The sequence below is a fragment of the Cohnella sp. OV330 genome (assembly GCF_900112065.1).
GTDB lineage: Bacteria > Bacillota > Bacilli > Paenibacillales > Paenibacillaceae > Cohnella.
Window position 1 is genome coordinate 174952 of the sequence record NZ_FOKE01000007.1, and the last position, 24421, is coordinate 199372.

28 protein-coding genes and 1 other annotated feature are annotated in these 24421 nt (G+C 61.4%); all 28 genes read left to right on the forward strand.

Annotated features, from left to right (window positions below):
• Positions 1-153 precede the first annotated feature (153 nt).
• The 28 genes from BM235_RS17855 (at position 154) to ruvA (ending at position 24419) form a co-directional block, all read left to right on the forward strand.
• Positions 154-396, forward strand: coding sequence for a DUF4321 domain-containing protein (locus BM235_RS17855; RefSeq protein ID WP_090115585.1), 243 nt, complete (start codon positions 154-156; stop codon positions 394-396).
• A gap of 52 nt (positions 397-448) precedes the next feature.
• A complete protein-coding gene (locus tag BM235_RS17860) occupies positions 449-1060 on the forward strand; it encodes a Maf family protein (protein WP_090115586.1) in 612 nt (203 codons plus the stop codon).
• 133 nt (positions 1061-1193) lie between these two features.
• Positions 1194-1883 carry a RadC family protein gene (radC, locus tag BM235_RS17865; protein WP_090115587.1) on the forward strand — a complete coding sequence of 230 codons (690 nt, stop codon included), beginning with the start codon at positions 1194-1196 and terminating at the stop codon, positions 1881-1883.
• 39 nt (positions 1884-1922) lie between these two features.
• Positions 1923-2948, forward strand: a complete 1026-nt coding sequence (locus tag BM235_RS17870) for a rod shape-determining protein (protein WP_090115588.1) — start codon at positions 1923-1925, stop codon at positions 2946-2948.
• 87 nt (positions 2949-3035) lie between these two features.
• The gene (gene mreC, locus BM235_RS17875; protein ID WP_090115743.1) at positions 3036-3860 is read left to right on the forward strand and encodes a rod shape-determining protein MreC; all 825 of its coding nucleotides are present in this window, start codon (positions 3036-3038) and stop codon (positions 3858-3860) included.
• Positions 3857-4393 carry a rod shape-determining protein MreD gene (mreD, locus tag BM235_RS17880; RefSeq protein ID WP_090115589.1) on the forward strand — a complete coding sequence of 179 codons (537 nt, stop codon included), beginning with the start codon at positions 3857-3859 and terminating at the stop codon, positions 4391-4393. Before mreC ends, mreD begins: the two co-directional genes overlap by 4 nt.
• Before the next feature lie 85 nt (positions 4394-4478).
• On the forward strand, positions 4479-5141 hold the full coding sequence (locus tag BM235_RS17885; RefSeq protein ID WP_090115590.1) for a septum site-determining protein MinC: 663 nt from the start codon (positions 4479-4481) through the stop codon (positions 5139-5141).
• Between the two features lie 4 nt (positions 5142-5145).
• Positions 5146-5940: a septum site-determining protein MinD gene (minD, locus tag BM235_RS17890; RefSeq protein ID WP_090115591.1), complete on the forward strand. Its 795-nt coding sequence runs from the start codon at positions 5146-5148 to the stop codon at positions 5938-5940.
• A gap of 6 nt (positions 5941-5946) precedes the next feature.
• On the forward strand, positions 5947-7095 hold the full coding sequence (locus BM235_RS17895; protein WP_090115592.1) for an FtsW/RodA/SpoVE family cell cycle protein: 1149 nt from the start codon (positions 5947-5949) through the stop codon (positions 7093-7095).
• Between the two features lie 141 nt (positions 7096-7236).
• A complete protein-coding gene (locus tag BM235_RS17900) occupies positions 7237-8445 on the forward strand; it encodes a M23 family metallopeptidase (protein WP_090115593.1) in 1209 nt (402 codons plus the stop codon).
• Positions 8438-9313, forward strand: a complete 876-nt coding sequence (locus BM235_RS17905) for a M50 family metallopeptidase (RefSeq protein WP_090115594.1) — start codon at positions 8438-8440, stop codon at positions 9311-9313. The genes BM235_RS17900 and BM235_RS17905 overlap by 8 nt, the downstream gene beginning before the upstream one ends.
• Before the next feature lie 81 nt (positions 9314-9394).
• Positions 9395-10630, forward strand: a complete 1236-nt coding sequence (locus BM235_RS17910; RefSeq protein ID WP_090115595.1) for an Rne/Rng family ribonuclease — start codon at positions 9395-9397, stop codon at positions 10628-10630.
• A 77-nt stretch (positions 10631-10707) separates the two neighbouring features.
• Positions 10708-10792: a sequence feature (ribosomal protein L21 leader region), on the forward strand.
• Positions 10793-10804: 12 nt separating this feature from the next.
• Positions 10805-11116, forward strand: coding sequence for a 50S ribosomal protein L21 (rplU, locus tag BM235_RS17915; protein WP_090115596.1), 312 nt, complete (start codon positions 10805-10807; stop codon positions 11114-11116).
• A gap of 10 nt (positions 11117-11126) precedes the next feature.
• A complete protein-coding gene (locus BM235_RS17920; protein ID WP_090115597.1) occupies positions 11127-11444 on the forward strand; it encodes a ribosomal-processing cysteine protease Prp in 318 nt (105 codons plus the stop codon).
• Between the two features lie 25 nt (positions 11445-11469).
• Positions 11470-11778: a 50S ribosomal protein L27 gene (rpmA, locus tag BM235_RS17925; RefSeq protein ID WP_090115598.1), complete on the forward strand. Its 309-nt coding sequence runs from the start codon at positions 11470-11472 to the stop codon at positions 11776-11778.
• Positions 11779-11901: 123 nt separating this feature from the next.
• Positions 11902-12675 (forward strand): Spo0B domain-containing protein, encoded by a 774-nt coding sequence (locus tag BM235_RS17930; protein WP_158544026.1) that lies wholly within the window; start codon positions 11902-11904, stop codon positions 12673-12675.
• Between the two features lie 51 nt (positions 12676-12726).
• Positions 12727-14070 (forward strand): GTPase ObgE, encoded by a 1344-nt coding sequence (gene obgE / locus BM235_RS17935; RefSeq protein ID WP_090115600.1) that lies wholly within the window; start codon positions 12727-12729, stop codon positions 14068-14070.
• Between the two features lie 172 nt (positions 14071-14242).
• Positions 14243-14680 carry an ACT domain-containing protein gene (locus BM235_RS17940; RefSeq protein ID WP_090115601.1) on the forward strand — a complete coding sequence of 146 codons (438 nt, stop codon included), beginning with the start codon at positions 14243-14245 and terminating at the stop codon, positions 14678-14680.
• 62 nt (positions 14681-14742) lie between these two features.
• Entirely contained in the window at positions 14743-16029 is a 1287-nt protein-coding gene (locus BM235_RS17945; protein ID WP_090115602.1) for a homoserine dehydrogenase, read from the forward strand.
• 45 nt (positions 16030-16074) lie between these two features.
• Positions 16075-17085: a homoserine kinase gene (gene thrB, locus BM235_RS17950; RefSeq protein WP_090115603.1), complete on the forward strand. Its 1011-nt coding sequence runs from the start codon at positions 16075-16077 to the stop codon at positions 17083-17085.
• Positions 17082-17978: a prephenate dehydratase gene (gene pheA / locus BM235_RS17955; protein WP_090115604.1), complete on the forward strand. Its 897-nt coding sequence runs from the start codon at positions 17082-17084 to the stop codon at positions 17976-17978. Before thrB ends, pheA begins: the two co-directional genes overlap by 4 nt.
• Before the next feature lie 24 nt (positions 17979-18002).
• A complete protein-coding gene (ilvE, locus tag BM235_RS17960) occupies positions 18003-18884 on the forward strand; it encodes a branched-chain-amino-acid transaminase (RefSeq protein WP_090115605.1) in 882 nt (293 codons plus the stop codon).
• A 132-nt stretch (positions 18885-19016) separates the two neighbouring features.
• Positions 19017-19889: an SPFH domain-containing protein gene (locus BM235_RS17965; RefSeq protein WP_090115606.1), complete on the forward strand. Its 873-nt coding sequence runs from the start codon at positions 19017-19019 to the stop codon at positions 19887-19889.
• Between the two features lie 12 nt (positions 19890-19901).
• Positions 19902-20090 (forward strand): type II toxin-antitoxin system antitoxin, encoded by a 189-nt coding sequence (locus BM235_RS17970; protein WP_090115607.1) that lies wholly within the window; start codon positions 19902-19904, stop codon positions 20088-20090.
• Positions 20091-20272: 182 nt separating this feature from the next.
• Positions 20273-22366, forward strand: a complete 2094-nt coding sequence (locus BM235_RS32855) for a LysM peptidoglycan-binding domain-containing protein (protein ID WP_158544025.1) — start codon at positions 20273-20275, stop codon at positions 22364-22366.
• Positions 22367-22432: 66 nt separating this feature from the next.
• Complete coding sequence (locus BM235_RS17980; RefSeq protein ID WP_090115609.1) at positions 22433-23140, forward strand: BofC C-terminal domain-containing protein; 708 nt, start codon at positions 22433-22435, stop codon at positions 23138-23140.
• Between the two features lie 161 nt (positions 23141-23301).
• The gene (ruvC, locus tag BM235_RS17985) at positions 23302-23805 is read left to right on the forward strand and encodes a crossover junction endodeoxyribonuclease RuvC (protein ID WP_090115610.1); all 504 of its coding nucleotides are present in this window, start codon (positions 23302-23304) and stop codon (positions 23803-23805) included.
• Complete coding sequence (gene ruvA, locus BM235_RS17990; RefSeq protein WP_090115611.1) at positions 23802-24419, forward strand: Holliday junction branch migration protein RuvA; 618 nt, start codon at positions 23802-23804, stop codon at positions 24417-24419. Before ruvC ends, ruvA begins: the two co-directional genes overlap by 4 nt.
• Positions 24420-24421 lie beyond the last annotated feature (2 nt).

Genomic DNA, 24421 nt, shown 5'->3' on the forward strand with positions numbered 1-24421 from the left:
GACCCGAAGACCTATCGCCGCCGCCGCTTCCCGCATCGCGCGGACAGACAGCCCCGTCCTAGGGGCTGTCTTTGCGTTGTCCATTGTGCGTGCCGCCGGAGCCACGTATAATAATGAAGCAAGTGTCAAAAAATGGCGGGAGACGTAGATAGCGTGAAGAAAAACGGCTGGATTTTACTTTTATTCGTATTCCTCGGCATGCTGGCCGGCGCGCTTGTCGCGGACTGGCTGAAGCGCGTTCCCGGGCTCGACTTCCTCACGCGGACGGTGAAAGTGCACTGGTCCCCTTCCGCCGATTTGCTCGTTCTCGTTTACAACATCAACATCTCGCTGAACGTGAGCCTGCTAAGTATGGTCGGCATTGCGGCGGCGATCTGGATTTACCGAAAAATGTAATGGAATGCCCGCAGGGCGAAAGTTCAAGGATCCCGAAAGGAAGAATGCCGCTATGACCCAACACGCAGTGCCAGAGACGCGGGCAACGCTCGTACTGGCGTCCTCTTCGCCTCGCAGGCAGCAATTGATCGGCTTGCTCGGCTTGCCCGTCGAGATTATGCCGAGCCACGTCGACGAGGATACGCCCGAGGGATGGAGCCCCGCTCGCATCGTCGAGGAGCTCGCGCGCCGCAAGGCTTCCGCCGTGCTGGAGCGGGCTTCGCGGACGCCGGGGGCGATCGTCGTCGGCAGCGATACGATCGTCGTGCTGGACGGGGACGTGCTCGGCAAGCCGAAGGATCGCGAGGATGCCATTTCGATGCTGACCCGGCTCGCGGGGCGAGGGCACGAGGTGTTCACGGGCCTGTGCTGCATCGAAGCGGAGTCCGGACGTACCGTCGTGTCGCACAGCGTCACGCGCGTGTTCATGCGGGCGTTGACCGGGGTACAGATCGCCCGGTACGTCGATTCGGGCGAGCCGATGGACAAAGCGGGCGCGTATGGCATTCAGGAGATCGGCGCGATGCTCGTCGAACGGATCGAAGGCGACTTTTTCACTGTCGTCGGACTGCCGGTCTCCCTGCTAGCGGCGCAGCTCGGCGAGTTCGGTCTCCAGTTTCCCTGACCGGATCGGATGAGGGATTTCGCACGGACGACGCACGACGGCCGCGACCAGGCCGCGGGGTAGCGTCCCGCCGGAAGACCTTGAGCCGATATCCGCAGCCGATGCGGTCGATAGGGAAGAGGGAACGTTCGATATGGAACAACGCGCTTATATGTTAAGGGAAATGCCGGAAGAAGAAAGGCCGCGCGAACGGATGCAGAGCCGGGGCGCCGCGGCGCTCAGCCACGCCGAGCTGCTGGCCATCCTGCTGCGCACGGGCACTAAAAACGAGTCCGCGATCCACCTTGCGCAGCGCATACTGAACGAATGCGGCGGGCTTCGCAGATTGGCCGAGCGCGCTTGGGACGAGCTCATACATATCAAGGGCATCGGACCGGCCAAGGCGCTCGAGCTGCAAGCTTCGATCGAACTCGGCAGGCGCATGGCCCGCGCGCGGCTGCCCGAGATGCCTCGCATTCAGCGTCCGCAGGACGCCTCCGAGCTGCTGATGGAGGAAATGCGGCATTTGCGCGAAGAGCGCTTCGTTTGTCTGTTTCTCGATACGAAAAACCAGGTCATCGGCATGGACACGCTCTCCGTCGGCTCCCTGAGCGCGGCCATCGTGCATCCTCGCGAGGTTTACCGCGCGGCCATCCGCCGCAGCAGCGCCTCTATCATCTGCGCGCACAACCATCCTAGCGGAGATCCGAGCCCGAGCGCGGAAGATATAGCGCTCACCCGGAGGCTTGCCGAAGCCGGCCAACTGGTCGGCATCGAATTGCTCGACCATTTGGTAATCGGTGACAATCGCTTTGTAAGTTTGAAGGAGCTGGGCTCCTTGTAATATAATATACAGGATTGTCCCAACAGGAGGTTACAAAGCATGTTCGGTGGATTTACACGAGACCTGGGTATCGACCTGGGCACAGCTAACACATTGGTATACGTCAAAGGCAAAGGCATCGTCGTCAGGGAGCCCTCCGTGGTCGCCCTTCGTACCGATACAAAGAAGATCGAGGCAGTGGGCGAAGCAGCCAAGAAAATGATCGGACGGACCCCGGGCAATATCCGCGCCATCCGCCCGATGAAGGACGGCGTCATCGCCGACTTCGACACGACCGCCACGATGATCAAGTACTTTTTGAATCGCGCCCAGAAGCAGCGTTCCTTCCCTTCGCGTCATCCTAACGTGATGATTTGCGTGCCTTCCGGCATTACCGCCGTCGAGAAGCGCGCGGTCGAAGACGCCGCCAAGCAAGCCGGCGCGCGCGACGCCGTCACGATCGAAGAGCCGTTCGCGGCCGCCATCGGCGCGGATTTGCCCGTTTGGGAGCCGACCGGCAGCATGGTCGTCGACATCGGCGGCGGCACGACCGAAGTCGCGGTCATCTCGCTCGGCGGCATCGTCACGAGCCGCTCGATCCGCGTAGCCGGCGACGAGATGGACGAGGCGATCATGCAGTACATCAAGCGCCTCTACAATTTGATGATCGGCGAGCGCACGAGCGAGCAGCTCAAGATGGAGATCGGCTCGGCTATGCCGCTCGACAAGATGGAGTCGATCGAGATTCGCGGCCGCGACTTGGTCACCGGCCTGCCGAAGACACTCGCCATCACGTCCGACGAGATCACCGAGGCGCTGGCCGACACCGTGAACGCGATCGTCGACGCCGTCAAGGTGACGCTGGAGAAGTGCCCGCCCGAGCTATCGGCGGACATCATGGACCGCGGCATCGTGCTGACGGGAGGCGGCGGCCTGCTCCGCAATCTGGACAAGCTGCTCGCTAGAGAAACCGGCATGCCGGTCATCGTCGCAGAGAATCCCCTGGATTGCGTCGCCATCGGTACAGGTAGAGCGCTCGAGAATATCCATCTTTTCAAGACCAAGGGCTCCTCGCGCGGCCGTTAATGCGCCGGGTACCGCCGTTCGGCGGCATGTCAGAAGCAGGTGATCGTTATTTTTAAATTATTCGGGACCAAACGTTTATTCATTCTCATGATCGGCTTGATCCTTTTTATCGCAGTCATGGGTTTCACCTTGCGCCGCAGCGGCCTGACGTGGCCCGAACGCTTCGTTAACGATGCGTTCGGGACTGCGCAGGGCGCGCTGTACCGGCCGGTCGGAGCGGTCGCGGGCTTTTTCCGCGACCTCGGCCGGCTTTCCGACGTCTACAAGGAGAACGAGGAACTGCGCCGTGCGTATGCCAAATATACGCAGGATCAGATCCGATACAATGAGATCGCGAGCAGTAATGAGCGTTACAAGCAAGAGCTCGGATTCAAGACGAGGCAAGAGCAATTATTTACTTATAAGTACGTCATCTCGCAGGTGATCGCGAGCGGCTCCAACCCGTACGACAAGACCATCAAGATCGATCAGGGCTCCCACGACGGCGTCAAGACCGGTATGGCGGTTGTCACGGTGGACGGTCTCGTCGGGTTGGTCAGCAAGGTATCCGAGTTCACGTCGACCGTCATGCCGATCACCGAGCTGGACCCGACCTCGCCGGATACGATCCAGATCTCCGCAACCGTATCGGGCAAGGAACAGCAGGTGTTCGGCATCGTCGACTACGACAAAGAGAACGGCGTTATGCGAATGAGCAAGATCGACGAGAACGCGAATGTGGCCGAGGGCGATATCGTCGTCACGTCCGGCAATGGCGGCGTGTTGCCAAAAGGCCTGGTCATTGGCAAAGTGCTGACTAATCAAGTCGGCGACTTCGGCCTCACGCATACGGCGACGATTCAGCCGGCCGCCAAGTTCGACCATTTGTACGAAGTATTTGTCGTCATGACGCCGGATCCGGATCAGCCATGACGAAGATCCGTATGAACCGGGCCATCGTGGCTACGCTCGTTCTGCTGCTGATTCAGACCTCGATCCTGCCATGGCTCGTTCCGTCCGCCTGGAGCGGCCGGCTGCTGCTGCATCTTCCGTTCGTCATGACGGTTTTCGTCGCGCTGCTGGGCGGCCGTCATCGCGCTTTTTTGTTCGGCCTCGGGTTCGGTTTGCTCGAGGATATGCTTTTTTACGGCCATATGATCGGCGCGTACGCCTTCGGCATGGCGTTGATCGGTTATCTGATCGGGCACGCCTTCGAGCGCAAGCTGAGCACGCTGGCCTTCGTCCTGCTCTTGACTGGCGTAGGCAGCGGTTTGTTGGACATGCTCGTCTATTTAATATACAAGCTGTTCTCCCTGACGCACTTAAGCGCCAGCTTCGTCTTCTACTGGCAGGTGCTGCCGACGCTGCTGCTGCACATGCTTGTTGCCTTGGCGCTCTATCTGCCGGCGCGCCGCTATTTGGTCCGGCAAGTCGTATCGCAGTCGGAGGGAGCCGAAGGCAATTGATCTTCGCGCCCGCGGCGGAGCGTAGGCACCATGCAGGAATTCGGGCTTTCGTGCCCGAATTGGTTAGCAGTAGGAGGGACGAGGCGTGAATGTCAAATCGCTAGTGACGATCAAAGGGGTCAAGGACGGACTTGTATTTTTGCTCGACGACGCCTGCGAGCTCGACGCGCTGATCGAAGAGCTCGAAGCTAAGCTTGAGAAGCACGAGCAGCAGCTCTCCGGACCGATCGTGCACATCCAGATCAAGCTCGGGGCCCGTCAGCTTTCGGAAGAAGACAAAGAGCGCATCCGCTCGATTATTCGCAAGCAGGGCAATTTTGTCGTTCAGTCGATCGAGAGCGATCCGCTTCCCGTAGGACCGGCTGACTACAGTTCATATAAGGTAGAAACGGTCACGGGCATGGTCCGGTCCGGGCAGACGCTCGAGCACGAAGGACATCTTCTGCTGCTCGGAGACGTCAATCCCGGAGGGGCCGTCCGGAGTACGGGCGATATTTATATTATGGGCGCGCTGCGAGGCGTAGCGCACGCCGGCTGCGCGGGCCATTCGGAGGCGATCATCGCTGCGTCGCTCATGAAGCCGACGCAGCTTCGCATCGCAGAGGTCATCAGCCGGCCGCCCGACGAATGGGCCAGCGGCGAATCGTGGATGGAATACGCATATCTCAAGGATGGCGCCATGCAAATCGACAAAGTGGCGCATCTGCACCATATCCGCAATCGAGTCTTGCAGGCCAAAGGAGTGTAGAACGATGGGTGAAGCGATAGTCGTGACATCGGGCAAGGGCGGCGTCGGCAAGACGACGACATCCGCGAATGTCGGCACGGCCCTGGCGCTCATGGGCAAAAAGGTATGCATGATCGACACCGATATCGGCCTGCGCAATCTCGACGTCGTGATGGGTCTCGAAAACCGGATCATTTACGATCTGATCGACGTGGCCGAAGGACGCTGCCGCTTGAACCAAGCGCTCGTGAAGGACAAGCGCTTCGACGAGCTGTATATGCTGCCTGCCGCGCAAACAAAGGATAAAAACGACATTTCGCCCGATCAAGTACGCAAGATCGTGGAGGAGCTCAAGCCCGACTTCGATTATATCATTATCGACTGTCCGGCAGGGATCGAGCAGGGCTTCCGCAATGCGATCGCCGGCGCCGATCATGCGATCGTCGTGACGACGCCTGAAAACGCGGCCGTCCGCGACGCCGATCGGGTTATCGGCCTGCTTGAAAAGACGAACATCTCGCAGCCCAAGCTCATCATCAACCGGATTCGGCCGAATCTGCTGAAGAGCGGGGACATGCTGGAGGTCGACGATATTATCCAAGTGCTGGCGATCGACTTGATCGGCATCGTGCCGGACGACGAGGACGTCATCAAGGCGGCTAACCAGGGCGAACCGACCGTCATGAATCCGAATTCCCGCGCCGCGATGGCCTATCGCAACGTCGCGCGCCGCATTCTCGGCGAGACGGTGCCGCTTATGCATCTGGACGAAAAGGCCGGCGTGTTCAGGCGCATGCGCAAGTTTCTCGGAATGGGTTGATCTCAATTGCTTAACCGACTTAAAAAAATCGATCTGATCATGCTGCTGTGCCTGGTCGGCTTCATGGGGATCAGCGCGCTGCTCGTGCGCAGCGCAACGAGTACCGATGTCGGATATTCCGGCAAGGACATTCAGCAGCTCGTCTTCTACGGCGCGGGATTCGTGCTGATCGTGCTCGTTACGCTGTTCGATTACCGGCTGCTGCTGAAGACCTGGTACGTATGGTACGGCATCGGCCTCGTACTGCTTGTCGCCGTTTATTTTCTGGCGCCGCCGATCAACGGGGCCAAGAGTTGGTTCCAACTGCCTGGCGGCATGTTGTTCCAGCCCGCGGAGATCGTGAAGATTTTCTTGATTCTAGCCGTCGCATGGCTGATGGGCAGGAGGCAGGGAGATCCGCTCTCCATGCGCAAGGACGTACTGCTCATCGCGGCGGTCTCGTTCGTGCCGTTTTTGCTCGTCATGATCCAGCCCGACCTCGGTAACGCGACCATTTACGTATTTATCGTGCTCGGCATGCTCTGGATCGGCAACGTGCGGTATTCATACGTTCTCATCGGCCTTGCCGTCGTCGTTGGCGGTGTCGTATTGTTCTACACGCTGTTCAATACGTACAACACGGAAATTCAGACGTATCTCGAAGGGCACGAAAAAGGTCACTGGTACGAGCGGATCAATACTTATATTCATCCCGAAGAAGCGTCGGCGGACGCGAGGCGCCAGACCGAGTACGCCAAGATCGCCATCGGATCAGGCGGACTGGCCGGCGACGGATACATGCAGGGCGAGTCCAAAAACCGGAAGTTTATCCCCTACACGTATTCGGACTCGATCTTCGTCGTCGTCGGGGAGGAGTTCGGCTTCCAAGGCGCTGCGGTGCTGCTGCTGCTGTATTTCGTCTTTATTTACCGGATGATTATAATCGCTTACCAGTGTATCGATATCAAAGGCTCGTTCATCATTATCGGCATCGCTTCGATGCTGGTCTTCCAGATTTTCCAGAACATCGGCATGATGATCGGACTTATGCCGCTTACGGGCATCACGCTGCCTTTCGTCAGTTACGGCGGCACTTCGCTTCTGCTTAACATGCTGTCCATCGGGCTCGTGTTCAGCATCAGGGCGCATCAAGAGAAATACACGCTTGAAGATTAAATATGCTTTGCCATACAGCCGTCCCGTCGCGTCTGCTTCAAAGACGCCGGGACGGCTGTTTGCGTCCGCAGAGGTCTATGAGGTCTATTCCTTGTCCTCTAGCCATAAGGTGTTAGAAGTAGAGGACAAGGAGGGCTCGGCATGGCGAAGAAACCGGACAAGCGGGAGGCGGGACGGGCGGGGAGAGCCGAGGGGAAAGCGGGTCCCGGAGGGGGCGCGCCGTCGGCGCCGTACGCGTACAGACCGTATTCGCCGGAGGAGCTGGAGGCCGATCCCGAACTGTGGTGGAAGGAACGACAGCGTCAACTTCGGATGAGCGCCGCTTGGAGCCCGATCGTGAAGACAAGACGGCGCGCCGAATACGACGGAATGGCGGCTGGCGCCGGTCCGAAGGGCAACCTGCGAATCGGCGGCGAGAGGACGCTGGGCGATCTGCCTGTTGCCGGCGCCGGCATTCGAAACGAGCATGATGCCGGGATCGCTCCCCTTGCTGGCGGAACGGCCGGCGCTTCTAGCGTGTTCGGGGGCGGACGAACAGTAGGCGGAGCTGCAGGGGGAACTCTAGGCGGAAATGCGAGCGCGACTGTCGGTGGAACCGTCGGCGGAACCGCCGGAGGCGCAGGTCTATACGGGAGCGGCGCCCCGATCGCGCCTTGGTACAACGATCCGGCCGGGCCGAACGCGGGGCGCTGGCCGCCCGGCGGGAGCGATGGAAGACGGGGCATGCTTGCGCGGCTGCGAAGGGGATTCGTCATGCGCGCGGCAGTCGCCCTGCTGCTGTACGGTGCGGCCTGGGGCTGGCTGAAGTGGGATTTGCCGGGCCGGGGAGAAGCCGAAGCGTGGATGACGGTTGCGGTGACTCAAGACATGGATTTCTCCGCCGCCGAAGCTTGGTACGGCCGCATGTTCGGCGATTCGCCATCCTTTCTGCCTGTCTTCCGCCGAGGTGCGAGCGACGTCGAGGAAGTGACCGCGGAGTGGGACGGCCAAGAGACGGTGGCGCCCGTTCAGGGCCGCGTAGCGGAGACCTTCAAGCAAAACGGCAGCGGCGTGAGGATCGAGGCGGCTCCGGGCAGCGCGGTGAACGCCGTCCATAGCGGCCGAGTCATCCAGGTCACGTCGTCCTCCCAAGGAGACGCGACCGTCCTCGTGCAGCATGCAGGGCGGATCGTAACCGTCTACGGGGGCGTAAGCGCGGCTTCGGTACGGGCGGATGATTGGGTCGAGGCGGGCGGCAAGCTCGGCGTGCTCGGGCCGGCGGCGGACGGCGCGGGCGTGCGCATCCTTTATTTCGCGATTCGCCTGGGCGACCGGCCGCTCGATCCGCAGGAAGTGATTCCTTTTGATTAAACTCGGGGGAATCGTCTTCAGGTTCCACCCGCTCTTCGTGCTTCTCATGCTGCTCTCCGTGCTCACCGGCCGCTTCCAAGAGATGATCGCGCTCTTTTTTATCGTTTTGCTGCACGAGCTTGCCCATCTATGGACCGCGCTTCGCTTCGGGTGGAAAGTCCGCGAGGTCAAGCTGCTGCCGTTCGGAGGCGTCGTCGAGACGGAGGAAGCGGGCTCGGTGCCGGCGCGCGAGGAAGCGCTCGTCGCCGCGGCAGGCCCTGCGTACAACGCCTTGCTGTCCTTAGCGGCTTGGGGACTCGGCCTTGCCGGACTGATCGATCAGGCTTGGGCCGAGAATTTTGCCAGGGCGAGCGGCTTGATCGCCGCGTTCAACCTGCTGCCGGTGCTGCCGCTGGACGGCGGCAAGCTGCTGCAATGCTGGTTTTGCCTGCATTTCCCCTATCATCGCACCTTGATATGGAGCGCCCGCATCAGCCTGCTGTTCAGCGCGGCCGTCGTCCTCGGCGCTTTGTCCCCGCCGCTCTACGGCGGACTGGTGCATCTCAATTTGCTCGCGATCGGCTTGTTTTTGTTTGCCTCCAACTGGACGTACATGCGCAATCTTCCGTTCGTCTTCCTGCGCTTTCTCGTCCGCCGGGCGGAACGCGCCTCGAACCGGATCGACGCGGGGACGCTGGCGCAGCCGATCGTCGTGTCGCGCCATCGACAGCTTTCCCACGTCGTCCGATTGCTCATGAAGGAGCGCTATCACCTCGTCTATATGATGGATCACGGGAAAATCTCGCGCGTCCTGCCCGAGGGTCAGGTCATCGACGGCTTTTTGGGCAGCTTGCCGGAAGGGAATGCGGATTTTCGTTTTTTCATGTAAAATGGGTTAAAACGGCTGTATTCCGCAGCCCGGACAGCGATCGCTGCGGGATATGCGGGACCGTTCGCCCAGGAGGTAGGCATGAAGCAGCTCTTCGTTCACTGCACGCGTAACGTGACACAGTCCTCGCTTCTCGAAGACGGCGTGCTGACCGAATTCAGCGTCGAGCGCTCGGAAGGCACCTCCCTGGTCGGGAACATTTATTTGGGACGCGTCGTCAACGTCCTGCCCGGCATGCAGGCCGCTTTCGTCGACATCGGGCTCCCCAAAAACGCCTTCCTGTATGTGGACGACGTGCTTCATCCGCACCTGGACCGGCAGCCGAAGACCAAGCCGTCCATCGCCGAGCTTCTGAAGCCCGGCGACAGGCGCGTCGTTCAGATCATGAAGGAGCCGCTCGGGGGCAAGGGCGCGCGGATCACGACGCACTATTCGCTGCCGGGCCGCTGCCTTGTCTATATGCCGCACGCCGATTACGTCGGCGTGTCCAAGAAGATCGAGCTGGAGCACGAACGCGCCAGGCTAAAGGGACTTGCGGAGGAGCTGCGCGAGGCCGGAGAGGGGCTTATTTTGCGGACCAACGCAGAAGGCGAGTCGCGCGAATCGCTTGCGCGGGATCTCGAAGGGCTTCGCAACGTTTGGCGCCACATCAAGGAGCGCGGAGCGGAGGCCGAGGCGCCGGCGGAGCTCCATCGGGACTTCGGGCTCGTGCAGCGGACCGTGAGAGACGTCTTCAAGCCCGACATGGAGGCGCTGCTCGTCGACGACGAGCGCGCTTTCCGCGATGCGCGGGCTTATCTGAGGCAAGCCGCGCCGCATCTGGAACATCGCGTCAAGCTTCATGCCGAAACGTCGCCGCTTTACGAGCATTTCGGGATCAAGGCGCAGATCGACCAGGCCTTTCAGCGGCGCGTGGCGCTGCGCAGCGGCGGGTATTTGGTCATCGACCAGACGGAGGCGTTGACCGTCATCGACGTCAATACCGGCAAGTACACGGGCGCGATCGATCTCGAGGAGACCGTCTTTCAGACGAATCTCGAGGCCGCGGCCGAGATCGCGAGATTGCTTCGCCTCCGCGACATCGGCGGCATCGTCATCGTCGACTTCATCGACATGACGGACGAAGAACATCGCAGGCGGGTGGTCGAGCGAATCGAGGAGACGATGCGGCTGGACCGGACCAAGTGCCAGGTCGTAGGCTGGACGAGGCTGGGCTTGCTGGAGATTACGAGAAAAAAAACCCGCGCGGACCTGATGAGCTATTTTTACGAGACGTGCATCGCCTGCAAAGGATCGGGCAGAACGTACGTGCGCTGAAGCCGGCAACAAACAGGTTGCCACGGGCAGGCGCTTGTGATAGAATACTCTAGTGCGTGCAATGGGCTCCTGTCAATTGCAAGCTACAACCGCACTCCAAAGGGTATCGAAGACCGGACGTTCGCGCGCCCGGCACCCCATGAGGCGAGTCTTAGACATGAGGGAGGTGCACACATGTACGCGATTATCGAGACTGGCGGCAAGCAATACAAGGTTCAAGCCGGCGACGTCATCTTCGTGGAGAAGCTCTCCGCAGGCGAAGGCGACAGCGTGACGTTTGACAAGGTTCTGGCCGTATCCAGCGACAAAGGCTTCGTTACCGGAGCTCCGCTTCTGTCCGGCGCTAGCGTGACGGGCAAGGTTGAGAAGCACGTCAAGGGCGAGAAGATCATCGTCTTCCACTATAAACCGAAGAAGAACGAGCGCAAGAAGCAAGGCCATCGCCAACCGTACACCAAGGTGACGATCGAGAGCATCCAGGCTTAAGAGGCGCAGGATGATCAAGATCGACATTCGCCGCGACGAGCGGCAGCGGATCAAGTCCTTCGAAGTATCCGGCCATGCGGGATACGACGATCCGGGTAAGGATATCGTTTGCGCGGGCGTGTCGGCCGTTACGGTCGGCGCGGTCAACGCGATCGAACGCCTGACCGGCATCGTGCCGAAGGCTAAGGTGAAGTCGGGCTTTCTCTCCGCGGACATGCCGCCCGAGGGCATCGATTCAGACCGCGTCCAGCTTCTGCTGGAGGGGATGGTCGTCGCGCTCGAGGACATCGCGGAGGAATACGCGAAGCACGTTCGGATCAAGCAATAATTAAGCACAGAAGGAGGTTGACACCATGTTGAAGCTCAATCTTCAGCTCTTCGCTTCGAAGAAGGGCGTAGGTTCCACGAAGAACGGACGCGATAGCCAATCCAAGCGTCTGGGCGCGAAGCGCGCCGACGGCCAAGCCGTTACCGGCGGCACGATCCTCGTTCGCCAACGCGGCACGAAGATCCACCCGGGCAACAACGTCGGCATCGGCAAGGACGATACGCTGTTCGCTCTTGTCGAAGGCGTCGTGAAGTTCGAGCGCTGGGGACGCGATCGCAAGAAAGTTAGCGTCTATCCGGCTCCGGTGGCGCCCGTCGCCGCCGCACTTGAATAATCGACATCCAGAACCCCGGCCGCGCGTAGTGGCCGGGGTTTTTGCGTAGACGGACACGAATACGGCTTCTGCCATTTACAAGGCAGCCTGCGTCGGCTGTATCCAAAGCGGGGAAAAGTAATGATGCCTAGACAAAAAACCTACGGCTTAATGCTTGCGGCTGCGACGCTCCTGATCCCGGCTTGCGCGGTCGTAGCGTGGCGGGACCGGTTGTGGCCGATCGTGCTGTTTCTCGTATGGGCGGTCGCCGCGGCCTTGGTCGCCGGCATCTTCGAGCGGCGTGCCTTCAAGCGAGAGATGGCCCGGTTGGCGGAACGCGCCTCGCGAGACATCGTCAAGTCGCGACAGGACCTCGTCGGCACGCTGAGCCACCATCGTCACGACTGGATGAACGAGCTGCAGATTTTATACGGCTACCTGCGCATGCAAAAAATCGATAAGGCGATCGCAGTCGTGGACAGAATAAAGGAAGAGATGGAGCGCGACAGCCGAATATCGCGTCTCGGCAGTCCGGAGCTGTCCGCGTATCTGCTCTCTTTTCGGACATTCTGCGATACGATGACGCTGGATGCGCGCGTAGACGAGAGTCTCCAGGCGTCCTGCGTCGCCTCGGCGGGTCCGGAGCGCGTCTCCCGGGCCGCGATCGGCATGATCAACGCCTACCGGGTCCGCGTCTCGGCCGCTACGGCGGAGGAGAACAAGCTGCGCATCGCCTTTTCAGAAGCGGACGGCGAACTGCGAATCGAGACGTCATACGAAGGCGGCTGGTCCGCGTGGAGCAGTCTGCGCGAGGACGTATCGCAGTCGCTGCCGGACGGGGCACGGTTGTCCGCCTCGGCGGACGGGGATGGCGAAGGCGGCGCACGCAAGCTAACGGTCGTCGTGCCTTTCGAGTAATGCATTTTCAGATTGCCTGCTCATCGAAGCGGAAACGAGAGTGATCACAACATGTTTGTAGACAAGGCGAAAATATATGTCAAGGGCGGGGACGGCGGCGACGGACTCGTCGCGTTCCGCAGGGAATTGTACGTCCCGGAAGGCGGACCTGCGGGCGGCGACGGCGGTGACGGCGGCGACGTCGTGTTCCAGGTCGACGAAGGGCTTCGCACGCTCATGGACTTTAGGTACCAAAAGCACTTTAAGGCCACGCGGGGCGAAAAGGGGCGCAACAAGTCCCAGCACGGCGCCAACGCAGACGACATGATCGTACGCGTGCCTCCGGGCACGGTCGTCTTTGACGACGACACCGGCGAGATGGTCGCCGACTTGACGCAGCATGGCCAGGCTGTCGTCATTGCGAAGGGCGGACGCGGCGGACGCGGCAATACGCGCTTCAAGAGCTCGGTCAACACCGCGCCGGCCATCGCCGAAAACGGAGAAGAGGGCCAGGAGCGTTGGGTAACGCTGGAGCTGAAGGTCATGGCGGACGTCGGCCTCGTCGGATTTCCGAGCGTCGGCAAATCCACGCTCCTGTCGGTCGTATCGGGTGCGCGTCCGAAGATCGGCGCGTATCACTTCACGACGCTGACGCCGAACCTCGGCGTCGTCGAGCTTGGCGACGACAGCAGCTTCGTCATGGCGGATCTGCCCGGCCTGATCGAAGGCGCGCATACGGGCGTAGGGTTAGGCCATGAGTTTCTGCGGCATGTTGAACGGACTCGCGTCATCGTGCATGTCGTGGATATGTCCGGCCTCGAAGGACGCGATCCTTTCGACGACTGGGTCAAGATCAACGAGGAGCTCAAGCTCTACAACCTGAAGCTGACCGAGCGTCCGCAGATCGTCGCGGCGAACAAGATGGACATGCCCGAATCCGAAGAGAACCTGGCAGCGTTCAAGGCCAAGCTCGCGGAAGTTCGTTCCGATATCGAAGTATATCCGATCTCCTCGCTTACGCGAGCCGGCGTGCCGGAGCTGCTGTACAAGACGGCCGAAGTGCTGGCGAATGCGCCCGATCCGGCAGAGCTGGCCGCGCAGGAAGCAAGAGAGGCCGAAGAGGCCGAAGGCGTCGTCTACAGGCTGGAACACCGCGAGGAAGTGCACGACTATACGATCTCCCGGGACAACGAGACGTTCGTCGTCGAAGGCGAATCGATCGAGCGCCTCTTGAGGCGGACGCAGTTCGGCTCGTACGAAGCGGTCATGCGCTTCGCGCGCATCATGCGCAAGATCGGGCTCGACGCGGATCTGCGCAAGCGCGGAGCCAAAAACGGCAGCATCATTCGAATCGGCGACTTCGAGTTCGAGTTTTTCGAAGGCGGCGAGCAAGAGTATTTGTACGAAGACGAATAAGCGCTTGGCGGCCCCTCGAACAGCGCCTGGCACGGAGCCTTATCGCCAGCCGGCATTCGCGCGGCGGGAAGATAAGGCTTTTTTTAATGCCATTCGACTATTGCCGCCCCGGGGTCGATCGGATATAATGTCCACTATACACAAACATGCGTCTTTCCTAGGAGGACGGGGAATGGCGGAGCAGTATTACGCGGTACGCGAAGACTTGCTGCCCGAAGGCATGCGCAAGGCCGAGCAGGCGAAGGCGATGCTCCGGCGCGGCGAAGCGGCTACGGTGGGCGAGGCTGCCGAGCGGGCGGGCATTAGCCGCAGCGCCTTTTACAAGTACAAAGACGGCGTATATCCGCTCGACCAGGGGGCGCGGGAATCGATCGCGACGCTGTCGATCGATCTCGAGCATCGTTCGGGCATTCTGTCCAAGATGCTGGCGCTTCTCGCGGACAGCGGAGGCAACGTGCTGACGATCACGCAGTCCATCCCGCTTCAGGGATTGGCGAATGTCGTCGCAACGATCGACGCGGCGCAAATGACGGGCGGCATCGGCGAACTGGTCGAACGGCTGAAGGCGCTGGATGGCGTTCGGCGCGCGTCCGTCGTCGGACGCAGCTGACGAAAGCGGTGCAGGCCATGCGAAATAAGAGCACGCAGAGCATGAAGCGGAGGAGAAAAGCTATGAAGCCGGTAAAAGTTGGATTGATGGGTTTGGGCACCGTAGGCACCGGCGTCGTCCGGATCGTGGAGGGTCACCAGGCGGATCTGCAGAGCCAGGTCGCCTCGCCGATCGAGATCGCGAAGATTCTGGTCAAGGACGCGTCGAAGTCGCGCAGCGTGGCCATTGATCCCTCGAAGCTGACCGAGGATCCATGGGATCTCGTACGCGACGAGGAGATCGACATCATCGTCGAGGTCATGGGCGGCGTAGGCGCCACCAAGGAGCTGCTCCTCGAGGCGCTCGAGCGGGGCAAACATATCGTCACCGCCAACAAGGACCTGATGGCGCTGCACGGCCAAGAGATTCTGGCCAAGGCAAAGGAAAAGGGCTGCGACGTATTTTACGAAGCCAGCGTGGCTGGCGGCATCCCGATCATCCGCACGCTCATCGAAGGCTTCTCCTCGGACCGGATCACCAAGATCATGGGCATCGTCAACGGGACGACCAACTATATCCTGACCAAGATGAGCCAGGAGGGCGCGGACTATCAGGACGTCCTGAAGGAAGCGCAGGCGCTCGGCTACGCCGAGGCCGATCCGACGTCCGACGTCGAAGGCCTCGACGCCGCGCGCAAGATGACGATCTTGTCGACGCTCGGCTTCCGCGCGAACGTGACGCTCGACGACGTGGACGTAAAAGGCATCAGCGGCGTCACGCAGGAGGACATCCGCTACGCGCACCAGTTGGGCTGCGAGATCAAGCTGCTCGGCATCGCCGAGCGCCAGGACGACTTCATCAGCGTCAGCGTGCAGCCTACGCTCGTACGCCGCAGCCACCCGATCGCCTCCGTCAACGGCGTGTTCAACGCCGTCTACGTGCACGGCGAAGCGGTCGGCGAGACGATGTTCTACGGACCCGGCGCCGGCGAGATGCCGACGGCGACGTCCATCGTGGCCGACCTCGTGGCCGTCGTCAAGAACATGAAGCTCGGCGTCAACGGACGGCAGGCCTCCTTGTCTTACAAGGAAAAGAAACTGAAGACCGACGAGCAGATCGCTTCGAAGTACTTCATGCTGCTGCACGTCGAAGACCGGGCGGGCGTATTGATGCAGATCGCCCAGGTGTTTTCGAAATACGACGTCAGCATCGAGTCCGTCATGCAGCCCGTCACGCCGGACCAGCAGGGCGCTCAGTTGATCATCTCCACGCACGCGGCCGACAAGGCTTCGATGAAGGCCGTCCAAAAGGCGTTCGAAGAACTGCCGGCAGTCAAGACCATCAAGAGCGTCTACCGCGTCGAGGGCTGATCAGGCAGCTGCGGCAGGGAAATCCGGAGAGGGGTAAGAAGTACAATGACGGATAAGGCAACACGTCCCGCGACCGACCGCGTCGTCGTCCGCGTACCCGCCAGCACCGCGAATATCGGTCCGGGCTTCGACAGTCTGGGCATGGCGCTATCGATATACGCTTGGGTCGATCTGGCGCCGGCGGAGCGGACGGTCGTGACGCTTCACGGCGATCATCTCGAAGGCGTCGCGCGGGACAAGAGCAATCTGATCTACGAAGTCGCACAATCGGTATTCGCCAGGGCCGGGGCCCGGATTCCGGAGCTGGCGATCGGCATTCGCAGCGACATTCCGCTGACGCGCGGACTCGGCAGCAGCGCGTCGGCGATCGTCGGCGCGCTCGTGGCGGCCAATGCGCTGATCGGCGAACCGCTCTCCCAGGACGAGCTGTTCCAGATGGCGACCGCCCTTGAACGGCACCCGGACAACGTGGGCGCTTCGATCTACGGCGGCATGATCGCGGCGGCATGGGACGGGCACAGGGCCGAGGCGGTTCGGTTCGATCCGCCCGAAGCCCTTCGCTTCCTCGCGGCGATCCCGGACTTCGAGCTGGCGACCAAATCCGCCCGCGGCGTTCTGCCACAGCAGGTGGCTCGGGAAGACGCGGTGTTCAACGTGACGCACAGCTCGTTGCTGACGGCCGCGCTCGCGACGGGCAGGCTCGACGTGCTGCGCCATGCCCTGCGCGACAAGCTGCACCAGCCTTATCGGGCGCCGCTCATCCCAGGCATGGAGCGCGTGCTGCGCGAGGCGCCGGAACACGGAGCGCTCGGCGCGGTGCTGTCGGGCGCTGGACCGACGCTGCTCGCGCTCGCCGAAGCGGGCGCCGACGCCGAGGGGCTCGAGTCCTTCGTTCGCGAGGCGCTGGCCGAGGCCGGCGTTCAGGCGGAGCTTCGCTGGCTTAGCCCCGACCTGAACGGCCCGTCGGTCCGGCTTCTTCGTGCAGGCGACGGGGACTTCGGCGCGGCGCCTGACGCCGTGCTGCCGCCCCGGACAGGAACGGAGGTGCGGCTTTGAATCGCGTACCGAGCGTGGCGGTGCTCCCGAAGGGGACGTTTTCCGACGAGGCGGCCCGCTATTTTTTCCGCGACCGGGAGGTCGATCTTCGCTATCACAAGATGATCGCGGACGTCTTCAAGTCGACGGCCGGCGGCACGACCGATTGGAGCGTCATTCCGATCGAAAATACGATCGACGGCTCCGTCAGCCTCCATACGGATTGGCTCGTGCACGAAGTGGAGCTGCCGATCCGGGCGGAGTGGGTGTTCCCCGCCGTGCAGAATCTGGTCGGCCGGCTGAGCGAGCTGGCCGCGGACGGCGCGGAAGCCCAGGATACGGCCAACGCCTGGGATCCCGCCAAGATCGTCAAGATTTTCAGCCATCCGGTGGCGATGGCGCAGTGCTACGAATTCATCCGCGCGCACATCCCGCACGCGGAGCTCGAGACGCTCTCGAGCACGGCCGAAGCGATCCGCACCGTGCACGACAACCCGGGGCGCGGTTGGGCCGCGATCGGCACGCGGACGGCCGCGGCGGATTACGGGTTGGACCTGCTGCAGGAGGCCGTGACCGATCACGACAACAACTATACGCGGTTTCTGCTCGTCGGTCATCGCGTTTACGAATCGGCGGCCGCGCCAAAGCACAAGACGAGCATTCTCATCACGCTGCCCGAGGATTATCCGGGCGCGCTTCATCAAGTGCTGTCGGCCTTTTCGTGGCGGAAGATCAACCTGTCGCGCATCGAGTCGCGTCCGACGAAGAAGAAGCTGGGCAGCTACTACTTCTGGATCGATATCGAAATGTCGCTCGACACGGTCCTGCTTCCAGCGGCCATTGCGGAGATCGAGGCGATCGGCTGTCAGGTGCGCATTCTCGGCTCTTATCCCAGTTTCCCATTCGAAGGTTAAACATTTCCGGAGGTGTCCTTAGGCATGTCTGAGCAATGGATTTATCTGAACGGGCAATACGTGAAGAAGGAAGACGCCAAAGTCTCGGTCTACGATCACGGTTTCTTGTACGGGGACGGGATCTTCGAAGGGATTCGAATTTATGACGGGAACATATTCAGATGCCGGGAACACCTTGATAGGTTATACGATTCGGCCAAGTCGATCATGCTGAACATTCCGCTCAGCTTGACGCAAATGGAGGACGCGCTCTGCGAGACGATCCGGCGCAACGGCCTTCGCGACGGCTACATTAGGCTCATCGTCTCTCGCGGGGCCGGCAATCTCGGACTCGATCCGCTCCGCTGCCCGGAGGCGTTCGTCGTCATTATCGTGGAGCAGCTCGCGATCTACCCGGAGGAGGCCTACCGGGACGGCTTGCGTTCGGTATCGGTCAGCCCCCGGCGGAATCTGCCTGACGCGCTTAATCCGAAGATCAAGTCGCTGAACTACTTGAACAACATCCTGGTGAAAATCCAAGCGAATCTGGCGGGCGTGGGCGAAGCGATCATGCTCAACTCGCAAGGCTACGTGGCCGAGGGCTCGAGCGACAATATCTTTATCGTGAAAAGAGGCGTCGTCTATACGCCTCCGTGCTATATCGGCGCGCTTGAGGGCATCACTAGAGGCGCGATCATCGAGCTGTGCGCGAAGCTTGGGTTCCCGTTGCGGGAAGAGCCTTTCACGCTGCATGACGTCTATACGGCCGACGAAGTGTTTTTCACCGGGACGGCCGCCGAAGTCATCGCGGTGCGCGAAGTGGACGGACGCATCGTCGGCGAAGGCCGCGCGGGACCGGTTACCAGCCAGCTGTTGGACGAATTCCGGGGCATCGTCACGGTCGAAGGCGTCAAAGTTTACGGATAAGTGCAGTCAGGAGACGGCGCTCGCGATGCGGGCGGCCGTCTTTTTTTCGTGAATTGTTACGGTTTACAAATGCTTACAAAAGTGATATCATAATCATATAAAAATAAAATCATTTCGAATGGAGAGGCCGCTATGACGGAAAAACGCGCTTGGCATATGAACGGGTTTTTAGCTTTGCTGTTGTGCCTGGCCTCGCTGGCCGGCGGAATCGCGCTGATGGTGAACGGCGGCGATCGAGCGGAGCCGGACGGCGGATTGATCGGTCTCGGCATCGCGCTTCTGCTGCTCGCGTTGGTCATGCTCACTTCGCTGACGATCGTCCAGCCGAACCAGGCGAAGGTGGTCACTTTTTTCGGAAGCTACATCGGCACGGTATCGCGCAGCGGTCTGTGGATGGTGCTCCCGTTTACCGTCAAGAGACGGGTATCGCTCAAGGTTCGCAACTTCACGAGCAACACGCTGAAGGTGAACGATGCGGAAGGCAATCCGATCGAGATCGGGGCCGTCGTCGTATTCCGCGTATCGGATACGGCTAAAGCCGTGTTCGACGTGGACGATTACGAGCGGTTCGTGGAACTGACCAGCGAGACGTCGATCCGGCATACGGCGGCCAAATATGCATACGACACGTTTACCGACGAGCCGAGCCAGTCGCTGCGCGGCAACTCGGACGAGGTGGCGGCGGAGCTGTCGGCGGAGCTTCAGAACAGGCTTCATGTCGCGGGCATCGAAGTGCTCGAGACCCGGCTGACCCATTTGGCGTACGCGCCCGAGATCGCCAGCGCCATGCTGCAGCGCCAGCAGGCGATCGCGATTATCGCGGCCCGGGCGAAGATCGTCGAAGGCGCCGTCTTCATGGTGGACGCTGCGCTGCGGCAGCTCGTGGAAAACGGCATCGAGCTCGATGCCGAGCGTCGCGCGGCGATGATCAACAATCTGATGGTCGCGGTCGTGTCCGACCGGGCGGCGACGCCGGTCATTAACACGGGCACGCTGTACGGCTAAGGATGCGAGGCGATGTCATCCAAACCGAAGAAAGCCTATCCCCTTCGTCTCGATCCCGAGATCTATGCGGCGCTGGAGCGATGGGCGGCGGATGAATTCAGAAGCGTCAATGCGCATATGGAATACCTGCTGCGGGAGGCGCTGCGCAAGGCGGGAAGGCTGAAGGGTCGGCCCGCGCCGCCCGGGGAAGCGGACGAATAATGGCGAACCGGGCTGCCGGCGATCGCCGGTACGATCGATAGGCGAATCGGAACTTTAACGTTCCGGTTCGCCTATGTTTTTTTGCCGAAGGGATGTCAAACGCCCAGCTCCTGCATAGGATGTAAGGATTGCGCGGGGGCGGCAGCCTGCACGCGAGAGTTCAGCCACCGGGAGGGAACCGAGTGAAGATCCATATCGCCAAAAGCGGTGACACGCTGTACAACTTGGCTAAGAAATACGGCTTGTCTCTTGACGAGCTGATCGCCGCCAATACGGACATCGCGAATCCGGACGAGATCGAGGTAGGCGCCAAGATACGCATTCCGAAGCCGGGCCAAAAGCAGTACGAGATCGCCCAGGATTATACGATCCAGCAGGGCGATACGATGTGGAAGCTGTCTAAAACGTACCAAGTGCCGCTGGCGGACCTGATCGCGGCCAATCCGCAGATCGTCAATCCGAGCGCGCTCTTGACCGGTCAAGTCGTCCATATTCCGAAGGTGCCTGCGGAAGGCTCGGGTACGTCCGAAGAAATGCATCATCACCAACATCATCATGGCATGCCGGAAACGGGCGCCATGCCGGCCGCAGGTGGAAAGCCCAGCACGGCGGTTATGCCAGGCGCGTCGGAGAAACCGAGCACCGCGGTCATGCCAGGCGCGTCGGAGAAGCCGAGCACCGCGGTTATGCCGGCCGTAACAGAGAAGCCCAGCACGGCAGTCCTGCCGGCTCCGACGGAAAAGCCGAGCACGGCGCCGATCCCGCAGCCGCCCCAAGTCATGGCTCCGATCGAGGTTCAGATGCCGGCGCCGATGCCGCCCGCTCCGCCGATGCCGCCAGTGCACGAGCATTATCCTGTCTATATGACGACTTATCAGCAGTCGACGGACCTGTTCTTGCAAATGCCTCAGCCTGCCGTCGAGGCATCTGCGGCGCCGACCGGTTACGGGCATGGAGCCGTATCGCCGGCCGCGAGCCATGGTTACGGATACGATCACATCCAGAACGCTCCCGTCAGTCCGGCGACCGCCATGCCTTATAGTTTCGGCGACGTAAGTCCGAACGCTACCAAGCCTAATCAATACGGCGCCGTCAATCCGGCGAATGCCATGCCGGCTACTTACGGCGCGGTAAGTCCTGCCGCTGTCCAAAGTTATAACGGTTACGGCACCGCAGTATCCCCTGCAAGCATGCAGCCTTATGTCGGCGCACCTTGCGCGGAAGGCATCGGCCCGCTTGTCGGAGGCATCCCCGCTTACCCGGGCCATCTGGGCGGTCTCGAGGGCGGCATTCCCGGGCATCTCGGCGGCCTTGAAGGCGGCATTCCGGGGCATCTGGGCGGACTCGAAGGCGGTATCCCGGGGCATCTTGGAGGCATTGAAGGGGGCATTCCCGGTCATCTGGGCGGACTCGAAGGCGGTATCCCGGGCCATCTGGGCGGACTCGAAGGCGGTATCCCGGGCCATCTGGGCGGTCTCGAGGGCGGCATTCCCGGCCATCTTGGCGGCCTTCAAGGAGGCATTCCCGGCCATCTTGGCGGACTCGCAGGCGGCATCCCCGGCCACCTTGGCGGCTTAGAAGGCGGCATTCCGGGGCATTTGGGCGGCCTCGGCGGCCTGCAGACCGGATGGGGCCAGCCATGCCATCCTTGTGCAGGAACGCCAGTCTCCCCGGCAGCGGTATCTCCGGTACAAACGTCCGGCTACGGTTTTCCAAGCGGCGTCATGCCGGTGCAGACGGCCGTCTCTCCCGTTTCGACGGGCTATTCGCCGAATGCGGTCTCTCCTGCCTCGATGGGCTATGGCCCGAATTCTTTCTCGCCTAACGCCGTATCGCCGGCTGCCGTCGGTCCTGCGGCGGGCCAGTACGGGTATGGCTATGATCCTCGTTTTCAGCTGACGGCGAGCTACGGCGCGCAGCCGTTCGCATCCGAGTATTCGCTCCCGTACCGCGACGGCTTCGGCTTCGTGCAGTACCCGCTGGCCGGAAGCGCCGCGGACGCGGCCAACAAGGGTCTGGCTTACGCGGCGGCGGAAAACGCTTCGGAGCGTTTTTCGGATGACGATCGCTTCGGCGACGAGGAGGACGCGGCAACGGAAGCCAAGCCGAAGATCGGCGTCGCCAAGACGGCCCGTTCGGCCGCGCAGCGCCAAGGAGCCGCGGGGTCCGGCGCTGGATCGGCGAAGCGCGTAGCGTCGTCCTCGGCGGGCAAAAGCCAGGCGCGCGTCGCCGCCGCCCCGAAGAACAGAAAGAGTCTTCCCTGGATCAAATGGTAAGCTTTGATGCATAACCCGACGGGCCCGGGATCACAATAGGTTTAAAACGGAAAAGAAGGGATCCCGGTGCTCGGAAATCGGATTCGCCATTGGAAGAAACGATTAAAGCGCAACAAGCGTCTGGCATGGTCCCTTGGCATATGGGCTGCCGCCGTATTGACGGCGGCAGCGGCGCTGGCCGCGGTCAAGCCTCGCATTGAGCGCGCGGAGCGTTCCGCCGGCGCCATGACGGACGCCGAAGCCGTGTGGCTCGACAAGCGGTCATCGCTCCTATCGTTCGAAGGCCCCGACTCCGAGCGGGGACGGGCAATCGCCGCGCTCGCCGGCCTCGAAGGCAAAGTAGAGGTCGTGCTGCAGCGCATGTACGTGTGCGGAGAGGAGTTCCGGCGGCTCGGATCGTTCTCCTCGTCGGAAGCGATGGACCTGCTCAAGGCCCATCGCGAGTGGACGGCGACGCTGCAGAACGCGGACAGGCTCGTCATGCGCGAGTCGGTCGACGATCTGTCGGCGTCCTGCAAGGCATCGGCGAGATTCGGTCTGGACAGCTTCGGCAACCTCTCGCTCTTCGACGGACCCGTGAAAAAAGACAAGGTCATCCGGACTTTTTTCCACATGGACGTCAAGGCGCTGGAGAGCGGGTTGTCGCCCGAGGAATTGCGAAGATTGCGGGAAGGCATGCCGGTGGGCGACGGCATCGACGATTACCATCAAGTCGTGAGCCGCCTCGGCGAGTACGCCGACAAATCCGGGGACTCCGCAAGCGCCGCCGAATAGTCGTCCGACTGAGGGCAAACGGGAAGCCACGAAGCGCTGGAGCGTTCGCTCGGGCGCTTTTTTAATGCGCGGACTTGCTGTTCGGCTTTCTGTTCTCATCCCCGTCTTCAAATGGTATAATCAAGTAGTCTGTCAGTAGATACAGGAAGCGGGGGACCCTCATGCGGGTACTCGGAATCGACCCCGGCATTGCCATTATGGGATTCGGATTCATCGACAAGATCGGACATCGTCTCGTGCCGGTGCAGTACGGGAGCATCCAGACGACGCCGGACACGGCGCAGGAGGTCAGGCTTCAGCAGATCTACGAATCTTCCTGCAAGCTTCTGGACCAATACCAGCCGGAGACCGTTGCGGTCGAAAAGCTATTTTTCAACAAAAACGTAACGAACGCGTTCAGCGTCGGCCAAGCCCGAGGCGTGCTGATGCTTGCCGCCGCGCAGCGCGGCATTCCGATCGGCGAATATACGCCGATGCAGGTCAAGCAGTCGGTCGTCGGATACGGCGGCGCGGAGAAGAAGCAGGTCCAGGAAATGGTGAAGCGCCTGCTCGGACTCGCGAGCGCGCCGAAGCCTGACGACGTGGCGGACGCGCTGGCCGTGGCGATCTGCCATGCGCACGCAAGCGGCATGAGTCAATTGATGAACGGAGCGACGCGGCGGTGATCGATTACTTAAAGGGTTTTGTAGCGCATATCGAGCTCGAGTACGTCGTGCTCGACGTGCGGGACGTGGGATACAGGGTGTTCACGCCCAATCCGTACGGCTTGGCGAGAAGCGAAGAGCAGGTGCAGCTGTTCATTCACCATCACGTCCGCGAGGACGCGATTCAGCTGTTCGGCTTCACGACGCGGGAAGAGCAGAGTCTTTTCCGCAAGCTGCTGGAGGTGTCGGGCATCGGCCCTCGCGTGGCGCTCGGCGTGCTGGCGGGCGGCAGGCCGGAGTCGGTCGTGGCGGCGATCCAGCAGGAGAATTTGACGTTTCTGACGAAGCTGCCCGGCATCGGGAAAAAGACGGCGCAGCGAATGGTGCTCGACTTGAAGGATAAGCTGGGCTCGGCATACGATGCCGCGGGCCTCGGCCTGCCTGCGGCAGAGCGACTGTCGCTGCCGGACGACGGCCATGCATCGTGGGCGGCGGCGAGAGAGGCGCTCGCCGGGCTCGGCTACCGGGATGCGGAGCTGGACAAGGCCTGGACGGCGCTGAAAGACCGGATCAAGGCCGAGGATTCGCCGGACGTGCTCATGAAGCTCGCGCTTCAGCAGCTATTTACCGGCTAAGG

Coding starts and splice junctions, on each gene's coding strand:
- BM235_RS17860 (WP_090115586.1), top strand. CDS start 449: ATGACCCAACACGCAGTGCCAGAGACGCGGGCAACGCTCGTACTGGCG.
- radC (WP_090115587.1), top strand. CDS start 1,194: ATGGAACAACGCGCTTATATGTTAAGGGAAATGCCGGAAGAAGAAAGG.
- BM235_RS17870 (WP_090115588.1), top strand. CDS start 1,923: ATGTTCGGTGGATTTACACGAGACCTGGGTATCGACCTGGGCACAGCT.
- mreC (WP_090115743.1), top strand. CDS start 3,036: ATGATCGGCTTGATCCTTTTTATCGCAGTCATGGGTTTCACCTTGCGC.
- mreD (WP_090115589.1), top strand. CDS start 3,857: ATGACGAAGATCCGTATGAACCGGGCCATCGTGGCTACGCTCGTTCTG.
- minD (WP_090115591.1), top strand. CDS start 5,146: ATGGGTGAAGCGATAGTCGTGACATCGGGCAAGGGCGGCGTCGGCAAG.
- BM235_RS17900 (WP_090115593.1), top strand. CDS start 7,237: ATGGCGAAGAAACCGGACAAGCGGGAGGCGGGACGGGCGGGGAGAGCC.
- BM235_RS17910 (WP_090115595.1), top strand. CDS start 9,395: ATGAAGCAGCTCTTCGTTCACTGCACGCGTAACGTGACACAGTCCTCG.
- rplU (WP_090115596.1), top strand. CDS start 10,805: ATGTACGCGATTATCGAGACTGGCGGCAAGCAATACAAGGTTCAAGCC.
- BM235_RS17920 (WP_090115597.1), top strand. CDS start 11,127: ATGATCAAGATCGACATTCGCCGCGACGAGCGGCAGCGGATCAAGTCC.
- rpmA (WP_090115598.1), top strand. CDS start 11,470: ATGTTGAAGCTCAATCTTCAGCTCTTCGCTTCGAAGAAGGGCGTAGGT.
- BM235_RS17930 (WP_158544026.1), top strand. CDS start 11,902: ATGCCTAGACAAAAAACCTACGGCTTAATGCTTGCGGCTGCGACGCTC.
- obgE (WP_090115600.1), top strand. CDS start 12,727: ATGTTTGTAGACAAGGCGAAAATATATGTCAAGGGCGGGGACGGCGGC.
- BM235_RS17940 (WP_090115601.1), top strand. CDS start 14,243: ATGGCGGAGCAGTATTACGCGGTACGCGAAGACTTGCTGCCCGAAGGC.
- BM235_RS17945 (WP_090115602.1), top strand. CDS start 14,743: ATGAAGCCGGTAAAAGTTGGATTGATGGGTTTGGGCACCGTAGGCACC.
- thrB (WP_090115603.1), top strand. CDS start 16,075: ATGACGGATAAGGCAACACGTCCCGCGACCGACCGCGTCGTCGTCCGC.
- ilvE (WP_090115605.1), top strand. CDS start 18,003: ATGTCTGAGCAATGGATTTATCTGAACGGGCAATACGTGAAGAAGGAA.
- BM235_RS17965 (WP_090115606.1), top strand. CDS start 19,017: ATGACGGAAAAACGCGCTTGGCATATGAACGGGTTTTTAGCTTTGCTG.
- BM235_RS17970 (WP_090115607.1), top strand. CDS start 19,902: ATGTCATCCAAACCGAAGAAAGCCTATCCCCTTCGTCTCGATCCCGAG.
- ruvC (WP_090115610.1), top strand. CDS start 23,302: ATGCGGGTACTCGGAATCGACCCCGGCATTGCCATTATGGGATTCGGA.